Raw genomic sequence first — 10,550 nt, forward strand, 5'->3', positions numbered from 1 at the left:
GGGAAGGAGGGCTTCGATCATGAGCCAGGCGTCAATCGGCAAGACTCAAACGCCTTTAAGCGCGCATGACGGCCTGCCGCGCCCGATCCTACGCGGCGCCGGCGTTCTCATCGTCTTTGCTCTGCTTGCGACGGGTTTGACCAGACTCACTGGCGTCGGCGCGGTGCATATGCCGCTGAGGAATGCGGTTGAAAGTCTCGCATTGCTCTTCGAGGATCGCAATGATGGCTCAGTCGCCGTGCGCGACGCTCGCGACGGCGCGCTCTTTTATGTCGTGCAGCCGGGCGCCTACGGCTTCATTCGATCGACGTTGCGGGGGCTCGCGCGTGAGCGGCGCCGTTCGGGCCTCGACGCATCGACGCCCTTTGCTTTGACGCGCTGGAGCGACGGCACAGTTTCGCTCGAAGACTCGGCGACCGGGCGACGCGTCAATCTTGACGCCTTCGGACCGGACAATGCGCGCGCCTTCGCGCAGCTTTTTACCGAAAGGAGGCGCGAGCCATGAACTGGTTGCTCCCCATCACCCGCCAGACGTTCGACGCGCCCTGTAGGGTCGAAATCGGCCATACGGCCGAAAGCCTCTTTGCTCATGTCGAGATCGAAGGCGATTTCGACATAAGGCCGGGCGATCGCGTGTTTGTACAAAATGCGCCAGTTGAAGCGCCCTTCGGACATCGGGTCACGGTCGAGCGCCGCGCGACGATCATTCGCGCCGGCCTCATCGAACGGCTGTGGGCACGCTTTCTTGGCAATTTCGAGCTCACCGAACTTTACGACGTCAGCTTCACGAACAGGAGAGCGCTATGAACGCCCCGTTGCGCCACAACGTCTCGATCGAAGCGACCCGCGTCGCCCAGGAAAACACCCTTCTGAGCCCGCGCTTCTACACCACGGATTTCGCGGAGCTTGACAAGACGGACGTCTCTCCCGTGCGCAAGGAGTGGGATGCGCTGATGGAGGAGATGCGCTCCGACCCCAACAATAAGCATTTCCAGCGCACCGAGGAGTTCGACGCCGCCTTCGTCTATTCCGAAGAACTCGACAAGGAGTTCCGCGACTTTCTCATCAGCTCGATCACCGCGGAGTTTTCAGGCTGCGTGCTCTATGCCGAGATGAAAAAGCGCGCCCACAACCAGGATATGAAGGATCTCTTCGGCTTCATGAGCCGCGACGAGGCGCGCCACGCTGGATTTATCAACGATACGCTGAAGGATTTCGGTATCGGCATCGATCTGAGTTTCTTGACGAAGACGAAGAAATACACGTTTTTCAAGCCGAAATTTATCTTTTACGCGACCTACCTGTCCGAGAAAATCGGCTACGCCCGCTATATCACCATCTTCCGCCAGCTTGAGCGCCATCCCGAGCGCCGCTTCCATCCGATCTTCAAATGGTTCGAGAAGTGGTGCAACGACGAGTTCCGTCACGGCGAGGCCTTCGCATTGCTGATGCGCGCCAATCCGAAGCTCGTCTCGGGCCTCAATGTTTACTGGATCAAATTTTTCCTGCTTGCCGTTTTCGCGACCATGTATGTGCGCGATCATTGCCGCCCCGCGTTCCACGCGGCGATCGGCATGCATCCCGACGACTACGACTTCAAGGTGTTGCGCCTGACGACCGAAATTTCGCGCCAGGTCTTTCCGATCACGCTCGATCTTGATCATCCGCTGTTCAAACCCGGCCTCGACCGTCTTGTGGCGATCGAACGCGCGATCGCCGCGGCAAAGAAGCAGAAGGGCGTCGTCGCCCGAGCCAAGCAGGCGGCGCTGACCGCAGTGGCGGCCGCGACCTTCGCGCGACTCTATTTTGTCCCAGCGAAATCCAACGCGCTGCCGGCTCAAATTCGTCTTGCGCCGGTGTGGTGAGGAGCGCCGTATGTCCGACTATGTACCGCCGATCGTCGCAACGCTCCTGCTCTGGTGGGGGAGCACCGGCGTGCTGCTCTATCTCGACGGCCTTTCTCGCCGCACATTCGTGTGGAGCATGGCGGGCGCGACCGCGCTGTTCGCGCTGGCGCTGTGGGGCATCGTCGCGACGCGCAGCGAAACGACGGCCTCGTCCGCCTACTACGCGTTCGTTTGCGGACTGACGGCGTGGGCCTGGCAGCTCGTGAGTTACTACATGGGCTTCATCACGGGTCCGCGAAAAACGGCCTGTCCGCCGCAGTTGCGCGGCTGGCCCCGCTTCGTCGAGGCGGTGCGCACGAGCCTCTATCACGAAATCGCGATCATCCTGTGCGCAGTCGCGCTCGTCGCGCTGACTCGCAATCAGCCCAATCAGATTGGCGCATGGACCTTTCTCATTCTTTGGTGGATGCATACGAGCGCCAAGCTCAATCTCTATTTCGGCGCTCCGAACCTAAGCGAAGAGCTGCTGCCGGAACATTTGCGCTATCTGGCGACCTTCATGACGCGCAGGCCGATGAACCTGTTTTTCCCGCTCTCGGTTAGCGCCTCGACCATCGTCACCGTGCTGATCGCGCAAAAGGCGCTCGTCGCGACGACGGCGTTCGAGCTTGTCGGCTTTACAATTCTTGCGACGCTTATGGCGCTCGCCGTCGCAGAGCATTGGTTTCTCGTTGCGCCGCTACGCGCCAACGCGCTCTGGTCGTGGGGCGTCAAAGAAAGTTGTCCCGACGAAGCGAATGAATACGACTCGCTTCGTATCGTCGCGATCGAGGCGCCTCTGCGCCGCTCGCGCGTCAGTGAGGTTTAGCGCCCGCAGAATGGCGCGTCTAGGGAAGTTACGCCGATGGAGAGTCACATGAATCCGATGGCTTTGACTTACGACCAGCATTTTCAGTCGGCGATCGCGCGGTTGAAGATGGAGAAGCGCTACCGGGTTTTCGCCAATCTCGAACGCGACGCCGTTCGCTTTCCTACGGCGCTGTGGCGTCCCGAGGGCGAAGAGCATGCGCCTCGCGAAGTCACGATCTGGTGCTCAAACGATTACCTCGGGATGGGCGGCCACCGCGCTGTGGTCGATGCGGCGCGAGACGCTCTGGACCGCCACGGCGCCGGGGCGGGGGGCACGCGTAACATATCCGGCACCCACAATCCGATCGTCGAGCTCGAGGCGGAACTCTCCGATCTGCACGGTAAACCCGCGGCGCTCGTCTTCACATCGGGCTGGATCTCCAATCTCGCCGGCATTTCGACGGTCGCGTCGCTGCTCCCAGATTGTCTGATTCTTTCCGACGCGCTCAATCACAATTCGATGATCGAAGGCGTTCGCCGGTCGGGATGCGAAAAACAGATCTGGCGTCATAATGACGTCGACCATCTCGAGGAATTGCTTAAGGCGGCCGGCAAGGAGCGGGCCAAGCTGATCGTCTTCGAAAGCCTGTATTCGATGGACGGCGACATTGCGCCGGTCGCGGAGATCGTCGCGCTTGCTGAAAAGTACAATGCGCTCACCTATGTCGATGAAGTGCACGCGGTCGGCATGTATGGCGCGCGCGGCGGCGGCATCTGTCAACGGGAAGGCGTCGAAGACCGCATCGACATGATCGAGGGCACGCTCGCCAAGGGCTTTGGCGCGCTCGGCGGCTATATCGCCGCGAGTCCGGCGATCGTCGATGCAGTGCGCAGTTACGCGCCGCAATTCATTTTCACCACCGCGCTGCCGCCGATGGTTGCGGCCTGCGCTCGCGCCGCCGTGCGCCATCTCAAACATTCGGGAGAAGAACGCGCGCGTCATCAGCATATGGCGATGTTGACGAAACACGCCTTGCGCGCCGCCGGCCTGCCGGTCATGGACAACAGATCGCACATCGTGCCGGTGATGGTCGGCGACGCGGCGCGCTGCAAGGAGGCGAGCGATCTGCTGCTGCGACGCCATTCGATCTACATTCAGCCGATCAATTATCCCACCGTTGCGCTGGGCACGGAGCGCCTGCGGATTACGCCGACGCCGCGCCACGATGAGGCGCATGTCGCCGAACTCGTGGAGGCGCTGGTCGACGTCTGGTCGTCGCTGGGCTTGCCCTTCGTCGAGGCGAAGGTCATCCCGTTGCGCGCGCGCCAAGCTGCGCCCGACGCGCACTGCACCTATCCGGAGATGAAGCGCGCGGCCGAGTAGAAGGCTCTATGGGACGGCGATGACTGTCGGATAGAGCGTGCGTGTCATCGGATCGAGGGCGCCAAGGCCTAGAAGAATGATGAGCCACAGAAGCGCTGCGGCGGCGAACAGCCAGACGACAACGCCTTCTTGACGCAGGTCCATGAATCCGAACGCCGCTACGCCAACCATCGCCGCCGCAATGATCGCGACGCCGCCGCGTCCCCAGCCCGGAAAAGCAAAGGTCGCCGCCAGCTCTGCGGCGAGAAGCGCAAACATGAGCGACGCGATCGCGACGAGCCGAAGGACGATCGTCGTCATGAGGCCCGTCCGATGAGATAGATGAGCGGAAACAGGATAAGCCAAATAATATCGATAAAGCTCCAATACAGTCCCACGGCGCGGACAGGACTGTGACGTTCGGACGTGAACTGTCGCGCTTTCGCGATTATCCAGGCGAGAAGCGCCAGTCCGACGAGAAGATGAAGGCCGTGAAGCGCCGTGCTGAAGAAGTAGAAGGCGAAGAAAAGCTGGGCGCCGCTTCGCGACGGTCCGTGGACTGAGAAAGTCGCGCCTGGGAACAGACCTTTCTCAAGATCCATTCGCCATTCCACCCCGAATTTCAGGCCGATGAAAGCGGCGCCGAGCGCCCAAGCGATCAGCAGCCAGAGAACCATTCCGCGACGGCTGCCGAATTCGATGCAGGCGAGGCCGACGCCGTAGGCGAAACTGCTCGCGATCAGCAGCGCCGTATTCGTCACGCCGATCGCCAGCTCGGTCTGTCGACCGCCGGCGTCGAAGGCGCTTGGATCGGCAAGACGGGCATAGATCCACGCAAGGAAGATCGGGCCGAAGAACAGCGCCTCTGTCGCGAGAAAAAGCCAAATCCCCGAGATCGCCGTTTCGCGCTGATGCGCGGCGCTGGAGAACTGAAACTCGTGAGCGGCGGCGTCACTCATGGATCACGGCCTCGGGTTGCTCATATTGATAGGGCGCTTGCGTGACGATTGGCGTCACGGCGAAATTTTCCGTCGGCGGAGGAGATGGCGTCGACCATTCGAGTCCCGTCGCGCCCCACGGATTCGCCGACGCGCGGTCGCCATAAAGCAGCGACCAGGTGAGATAGCCCAGCGGAAGAAGATAGCCGATGGCGAGCACCACTGCGCCGGCGGAAGAGAGCAGATTCAGCGCTTCGAACTGTTGGGGGTAGGCGAAATAGCGCCTCGGCATGCCAAGATAGCCCAGGACGAATTGCGGAAAGAAGGTCAGGTTAAAACCCACGAATATGGTGATCGCGCCGGCGCGGCCCCACATCTCCGGATAGAGACGCCCGGTGATTTTCGGCCACCAGAAATGAAGACCGGCGAAATAGGCCGAAACCATGCCGCCGACCATCACATAATGGAAATGCGCGACGACAAAATAGGTCTGCGTGAGATGGACGTCGGCGGCGAGCGCCGCGACGAAGAGACCGGTCAGTCCGCCAGTCGTGAACAGGCCAATGAAACCGATTGCGTAAAGCATCGGCGAGTCGAAATGGATATAGCCTTTGTGCATTGTGCCGATCCAGTTGAAGACCTTTATGGCTGACGGCACCGCAACCATATAGCTGAGCAGCGAAAAGACGATCGCCGAAAAGAGCGAGGTTCCCGCGACGAACATGTGATGGCCCCAGACGAGAAAGCCGATAACGGCGATCGCGATGCTCGCCCAGACGATGAATTTATAGCCGAACAGCTCTTTGCGGGAAAACGCCGGGACGATCTCGCTGATGACGCCGAAGCCCGGCAGAATCATCACGTAAACGGCGGGATGCGAATAGAACCAGAAGAGATGCTGAAAGAGCAGCGGATCGCCGCCGATCGCCGGATCGAAGACGCCGATCCCAAAAATGCGTTCAAACGCAACCAGCAGCAGAGTCATCGCGAGCACTGGAGTCGCGAGAACGAGGATGACGCTCGTCGCGTAGAGCGACCATAAGAAGACCGGCATTTTATACCAGCCCATGCCGGGAGCGCGGAGCTTGTGTATCGTCACGATGAAATTGAGCCCCGTCGCGATCGACGAAAACCCGGCGATAAAGATGGCGATGAACGCGGCCACGACGTGTCCCTTCGAGTAGAGAGACGTCAAGGGCGTATAAAAGGTCCAGCCGGTGTCGACGCCGCCGGCCACGACGGCGTAGAGCGCGACGAAGCCCGCGACTATAAAAAGATACCAACTCAACAGATTGAGCGGCGGAAAGGCGAGGTCTCGGGCGCCCAGCATCAGCGGCGTCAGAAAATTGCCCAGCGTCACCGGCACGGCCGGGACGAGAAAGACCCAGACCATTAATATGCCGTGCATGGAGAAGAGACGATTATAGGTCTCCGCGGACCCGAGCAGTCCATGCGAAGAAATCAAATTGTAGCGCATGAGAAAGGCGGCGACGCCGCCCGCGAAGAAGAAGAAGGTGATGGCGACGAGATAGAGAATCGCAATGCGCTTATGATCGGTCGTAAGCAGCCAGCTGCGCAGCGTATGGCCATCTTCAAGATAGGAAACGTGCGCCGCCGAATGCGTCATGTCCGGCTCCCCGATTTGAGCGATTTGATATAAGCGATGAGCCGCAGCACTTTTTCTTCGCTGATCTGGCCTGCGAAGGACGGCATGATCAGCGGATAGCCGGCGACCGGCGTCTTGTCGGGCGTAAGGATGCAGTCGCGGATGAATTTATCGTCCGCCGTTACGGTCGCGCCGGTTTGCAATTTGACTGAGCGGCCATACAGGCCGCTCAAGGCCGGCGCAGCGATGCCGGTCGTCTCTGGCGATCCGCCGACGCCGCCTTCGCCATGACAGCCGCTGCATCCATGCGCCGTGAAGAGGTCTTTGCCGGCGGCCGCCATGTCTTCGTGGCCTTCAGGCGCCGCGCCGCTTGCCAGCCAATTTTCAAAGTCAGGCTGCGACATGGCGACGACCTCGCCCGTCATCGTGTAATGGCCGACGCCGCAAAGCTGAGTGCAGAAAAGTTGGAAGACGCCGATCCTGTCGACCTGAAACCAGAGGGTTTGGTAGCGGCCTGGCAAAACGTCATGCTTGATGCGAAACGCCGGCACGGCAAAATCATGAATGACGTCTTCCGACGTCATTACGAGCTGAATCGGCCGGTTGATGGGAATGTGTAGAGCGTTGATCTCTCGCTGGCCGCCCTGATGCTCGACCTTCCACATCCATTGCTTCCCGACGACGTAGATCTGCAAGGCGTCGGCGGGCGGCTGAAACAGGCGTACGTAAAGATCGCCGCCCCAGATGAACAAGCCGAAAAAGATCGCCAGAGTCGCTGCTGTCCAGCTGATCTCGAAACGCCAGGTCTTGTGCGACCGCTCGCCGCGAGAGACGCCGCTGCCGGCGCGATATCGAATCATGTAGAGAAGGATGAGCCCGAAGACGAGAGCGAGAACGGCGCATGACACCAGCAAAAGCGCAAGGAGCAGAACGTCGACTTCACGTCCTTCGGTCGTGGCGCTTGGCCAGTAGCCATTCATGCGCGCGCGCCTTTGCGGAACTCGCGATAGATCATTCCCGCTAGCGCAAGCGCCATCCCGACCGCGCCGATCCGCAGGAATTTCATGACGGCGAAAGTGTATCGGCCGGTCGTCGAATCGAAATCCAAGCAGAGCAGAAGCGTCGGCGATGCGCGCGGCGCAGCACTCTGCGTCGCGGCGGCTTCGAGCGCGCCGCGGATCTCGTCGTGAGAGGAGCCGATGCCCGAGAGGTAACTTGAGACGAAGCCGCGCGTTGTGACGACAACGGCGCCAATCGGATGAATGAAGGTCTGCGATCGCGCGCCGTTGTGATAACTATATCCGACAGCCTCGGCTACGGCGCGAATGGACTCGGGCGTTCCGGTGAGATAGCGGAATCCCTCAGTCGCGCCGATTGGCGCCGCCGCGGCGAAATCGATCTCGCGCGCCTGTCGTGCGGCGTCGGCCTTTTCGAGCGGATCGATGCTGATCGCGACGAAGACATAGTCAGAGCCCGCCGACAAGCCCGCTTTCTGCGCCGCGCGCAACAGCGCAAGGCGCGTCACCCCGCAGAGCTTGTCGCAATGGAAATAGCCGAGTACGAGAATGACCGGCGCGCCATTGAACACATCACCAATGCGAATGTCGTGTCCGTCCGCGTCGGTAAACGCGCTTTCTGACGGCAGGCGTGCGCCGAGTTTCTGCTTGTAGGCAACGCCCGTTATGTCGGGCGTCCGTTGCGCATAGGCCGGGAGGCTGTTGAGAAGCAGCAACGCCCCGAGCATCAGAAGCGGGTTCATTCGCATTCTCCTTTGGTGGCGGAGAAGTGAGTGGCGAGGCGACCGCAGGGGTCGGCCAATCGGCGATGCCCTCTTGTGCGATTTTTCGCATCGCGGCAGCGATTGGAATATGCGCCGCGCCTTTGGCTTGATCGATCCAGCCGGCGCTGTTCAAGCGCGTCAACTCGCGCCGGTGAAAGTCCGTCCAATCCTCCGCCGGATCAATCTGAAGTCGCGGTTCGGGGAATAACGGCAGCGGTAAATGCATGGTCCTGTCGATCATGGCGTCGGGATAGAGCGCCCATGCGAGAAGGGCCAAGAAGACGATGCCGAGAACGGTCGAAGCGAAGCCGACGGCGACAAAGCCGCCGCTGATGTCGCTTCCTTCGTGCGCAGCTGGCGCAAGGTCTTTCTCGTCCATTGCGCTCACGCCTCGATCCGAGTCCAAACGCGTTTTGTCAGCCTGGAGGCCAGCACGGACGTGCAGGCCATGGCCAGTAAGGCTGAAAGCGTAAGCAGTGCGATCTCTCCTGAATTAGCGCCGGCCGCCGGCGCGACCAGCCAGAACTGATGAAGAATGCCGCCGAAGACGGTCGACGCTGCCGCGAATGCCACGGCCTTTGGCGAATGTTGCGCTCTCGCCGAAAGCAGCGTGAAGAAAGGCGCAACGAAATGCGTAAGGACGATCAGCCAGGCGATGACGCCCCAGCCCTGACGCCAGCGCGGGAGATACCAAGCGACCTCATGCGGCAGATCGGACTGCCAGACGATGATGAGCTGCATGAGCGCCAGATAGCTCCACAGAATGACGAAGGCGAGAAGCAGGCGCGCAAGCTGGCGCAAGGCCTCGGGGTCTGGCGAGGATGAAGACAGGAGCGCGAGCGTCGCGGCGGAGAGAGCGAGCGCCCCAATCTCGGCGATGAAGCCGAGACCGAACAGACTCGACGCGAAAGTCGGATCAAGCGACATGACGGCGTCAATGACCGCGAAGGTCGACGTCAGCGCGAGAAGTATGAGGCCCGCCGGCGCAAGCCGCGCAAGCTCGTCGGAGTCGTCATTGGCGCGCATGACGAGCACGGCGAGAATGAGCCAGATCAGCAGATAAATCACGCCGCGAAGTACAAAAGCGGGCCCGTTCAGATAGAGCGCGTTGTCGAACTGCGCCGCGCCGCTTCGAAGCCACAGATAAACTCGGTTAGCCGTCAGCGCATAAGGAATCACCAAGAGCGGGGCGAGAAACACGCTGCGCACGCCGGCGGCGAGGACGTCGTGGATGGCGTTTCCCCAGCGCCCGCCTGTCAGCGCGTGAATCAGCGTCAGCGCCATGGCGCCGAGCGGCCAGGCGATCCACACGCTGAGCGCCGTCAGCCAAGCAAATCCAAAAAGCCCAGGAGCCAACGCCCAGCCGAGAAAGGCTCCAGCATATCCGGCGCACGCTAGGATCAGGATGATGTGGGTCATTGCCCGGTCTCCGCCTTTGCGGCTGCAAGATCCGTCGCCGACGCATTCTGGCTTTTTTGCAGGGCGCGAATATAGGCGGCGATCGCCCACCGATCGGCGGGCGGCACGCGCGCCGCATAGGAATACATGGCGCCGTGGCCTTGAGCGATCACATCGACGAAATGGCGCGTCGGCGCTTGGCGCAGTCGTTCGCTGTCATAGGAGGGTGGCGCCGGAAAGCCGCGCTGGACAATCATGCCCTGGCCGTTGCCAAGCTCGGAGTGACAGGGCGTGCAAAAAATTCGATAGCGCTGCTGCCCCCGCTCAATGAGCGCCAGCGTCAGTGGCGGCGCGCTCGGTTCACGAAAGAGAAAGGCGACGGCGTCGGCCGGCGTCTGTGCTGGTCCGACAAGCGGCGAATAGCTTCGCTGCTTGGGCTGATTGCTCATGTCGCCGCAGGCGCCCAGCAGGCAGAGGGCGCTGATGGCGATTGCCCGCCTCACAGCTCGGCCTCTTCGATCATGCGCGCGTCGCAATCTTGCATGATGTCACGCGAGCGCGCCAAAGCGTTCGAATTTGCCGCGCGCACGACGATCACCCATCGATCGATCATCGCGTCGCGGATGGCCCTGGTTTTATCGACGGGATCGTAATAGCGGGTGAAGCCGCAGAGGGCGCCGGCCCCAATGATCGTGGTGAGCACGGCGGACAAGATGCCCACCTCGAACGCGATGGGGATGAACGAAGGCCATGAAAACGGCGGGCGCCC

13 protein-coding genes are annotated in these 10,550 nt (G+C 61.2%); 5 read left to right on the top strand and 8 right to left on the bottom strand.

Going from position 1 to position 10,550, the window contains the following annotated elements; genetic code table 11:
• Positions 1-19: 19 nt before the first annotated feature.
• From puhC to hemA, 5 genes are all read left to right on the top strand, one after another.
• Positions 20-505 carry a photosynthetic complex assembly protein PuhC gene (puhC, locus tag IYX23_RS08915; protein WP_196393121.1) on the top strand — a complete coding sequence of 162 codons (486 nt, stop codon included), beginning with the start codon at positions 20-22 and terminating at the stop codon, positions 503-505.
• Complete coding sequence (locus IYX23_RS08920; protein ID WP_196393122.1) at positions 502-807, top strand: hypothetical protein; 306 nt, start codon at positions 502-504, stop codon at positions 805-807. Before puhC ends, IYX23_RS08920 begins: the two co-directional genes overlap by 4 nt.
• The gene (gene acsF / locus IYX23_RS08925; protein ID WP_196393123.1) at positions 804-1,865 is read left to right on the top strand and encodes a magnesium-protoporphyrin IX monomethyl ester (oxidative) cyclase; all 1,062 of its coding nucleotides are present in this window, start codon (positions 804-806) and stop codon (positions 1,863-1,865) included. Before IYX23_RS08920 ends, acsF begins: the two co-directional genes overlap by 4 nt.
• 10 nt (positions 1,866-1,875) lie before the next feature.
• On the top strand, positions 1,876-2,715 hold the full coding sequence (gene puhE, locus IYX23_RS08930) for a putative photosynthetic complex assembly protein PuhE (RefSeq protein ID WP_196393124.1): 840 nt from the start codon (positions 1,876-1,878) through the stop codon (positions 2,713-2,715).
• Positions 2,716-2,778: 63 nt separating this feature from the next.
• A complete protein-coding gene (gene hemA, locus IYX23_RS08935; protein ID WP_196393268.1) occupies positions 2,779-4,080 on the top strand; it encodes a 5-aminolevulinate synthase in 1,302 nt (433 codons plus the stop codon).
• Positions 4,081-4,086: 6 nt separating this feature from the next.
• Here hemA and IYX23_RS08940 read toward each other — a convergent pair whose 3' ends face one another.
• The 8 genes from IYX23_RS08940 to IYX23_RS08975 all read right to left on the bottom strand — a co-directional run.
• A complete protein-coding gene (locus tag IYX23_RS08940; protein ID WP_196393125.1) occupies positions 4,087-4,380 on the bottom strand; it encodes a hypothetical protein in 294 nt (97 codons plus the stop codon).
• Positions 4,377-5,018, bottom strand: a complete 642-nt coding sequence (locus tag IYX23_RS08945; RefSeq protein WP_196393126.1) for a cytochrome c oxidase subunit 3 — start codon at positions 5,016-5,018, stop codon at positions 4,377-4,379. The genes IYX23_RS08940 and IYX23_RS08945 overlap by 4 nt, the downstream gene beginning before the upstream one ends.
• Positions 5,011-6,624, bottom strand: coding sequence for a cbb3-type cytochrome c oxidase subunit I (locus tag IYX23_RS08950; RefSeq protein ID WP_196393127.1), 1,614 nt, complete (start codon positions 6,622-6,624; stop codon positions 5,011-5,013). The genes IYX23_RS08945 and IYX23_RS08950 overlap by 8 nt, the downstream gene beginning before the upstream one ends.
• On the bottom strand, positions 6,621-7,583 hold the full coding sequence (coxB, locus tag IYX23_RS08955) for a cytochrome c oxidase subunit II (protein WP_196393128.1): 963 nt from the start codon (positions 7,581-7,583) through the stop codon (positions 6,621-6,623). The genes IYX23_RS08950 and coxB overlap by 4 nt, the downstream gene beginning before the upstream one ends.
• A complete protein-coding gene (locus IYX23_RS08960; protein WP_196393129.1) occupies positions 7,580-8,362 on the bottom strand; it encodes an SCO family protein in 783 nt (260 codons plus the stop codon). The genes coxB and IYX23_RS08960 overlap by 4 nt, the downstream gene beginning before the upstream one ends.
• A 405-nt stretch (positions 8,363-8,767) precedes the next feature.
• Positions 8,768-9,802, bottom strand: a complete 1,035-nt coding sequence (locus IYX23_RS08965; protein ID WP_196393130.1) for a hypothetical protein — start codon at positions 9,800-9,802, stop codon at positions 8,768-8,770.
• On the bottom strand, positions 9,799-10,284 hold the full coding sequence (locus IYX23_RS08970; protein WP_196393131.1) for a cytochrome c: 486 nt from the start codon (positions 10,282-10,284) through the stop codon (positions 9,799-9,801). Before IYX23_RS08970 ends, IYX23_RS08965 begins: the two co-directional genes overlap by 4 nt.
• Positions 10,281-10,550, bottom strand: a 270-nt coding sequence (locus IYX23_RS08975; protein ID WP_196398843.1) for a quinol:electron acceptor oxidoreductase subunit ActD, incomplete at its 5' end; no start/stop codon positions are given. The genes IYX23_RS08975 and IYX23_RS08970, both read right to left, overlap by 4 nt.

The organism is Methylocystis sp. L43, from assembly GCF_015709525.1.
GTDB lineage: Bacteria > Pseudomonadota > Alphaproteobacteria > Rhizobiales > Beijerinckiaceae > Methylocystis.

Excerpts from the sequence above, each read along its gene's own strand:
- puhC (WP_196393121.1), top strand. The coding sequence starts at position 20 with ATGAGCCAGGCGTCAATCGGCAAGACTCAAACGCCTTTAAGCGCGCAT.
- IYX23_RS08920 (WP_196393122.1), top strand. The coding sequence starts at position 502 with ATGAACTGGTTGCTCCCCATCACCCGCCAGACGTTCGACGCGCCCTGT.
- acsF (WP_196393123.1), top strand. The coding sequence starts at position 804 with ATGAACGCCCCGTTGCGCCACAACGTCTCGATCGAAGCGACCCGCGTC.
- puhE (WP_196393124.1), top strand. The coding sequence starts at position 1,876 with ATGTCCGACTATGTACCGCCGATCGTCGCAACGCTCCTGCTCTGGTGG.
- IYX23_RS08940 (WP_196393125.1), bottom strand. The coding sequence starts at position 4,380 with ATGACGACGATCGTCCTTCGGCTCGTCGCGATCGCGTCGCTCATGTTT.
- IYX23_RS08945 (WP_196393126.1), bottom strand. The coding sequence starts at position 5,018 with ATGAGTGACGCCGCCGCTCACGAGTTTCAGTTCTCCAGCGCCGCGCAT.
- IYX23_RS08950 (WP_196393127.1), bottom strand. The coding sequence starts at position 6,624 with ATGACGCATTCGGCGGCGCACGTTTCCTATCTTGAAGATGGCCATACG.
- coxB (WP_196393128.1), bottom strand. The coding sequence starts at position 7,583 with ATGAATGGCTACTGGCCAAGCGCCACGACCGAAGGACGTGAAGTCGAC.
- IYX23_RS08960 (WP_196393129.1), bottom strand. The coding sequence starts at position 8,362 with ATGAACCCGCTTCTGATGCTCGGGGCGTTGCTGCTTCTCAACAGCCTC.
- IYX23_RS08965 (WP_196393130.1), bottom strand. The coding sequence starts at position 9,802 with ATGACCCACATCATCCTGATCCTAGCGTGCGCCGGATATGCTGGAGCC.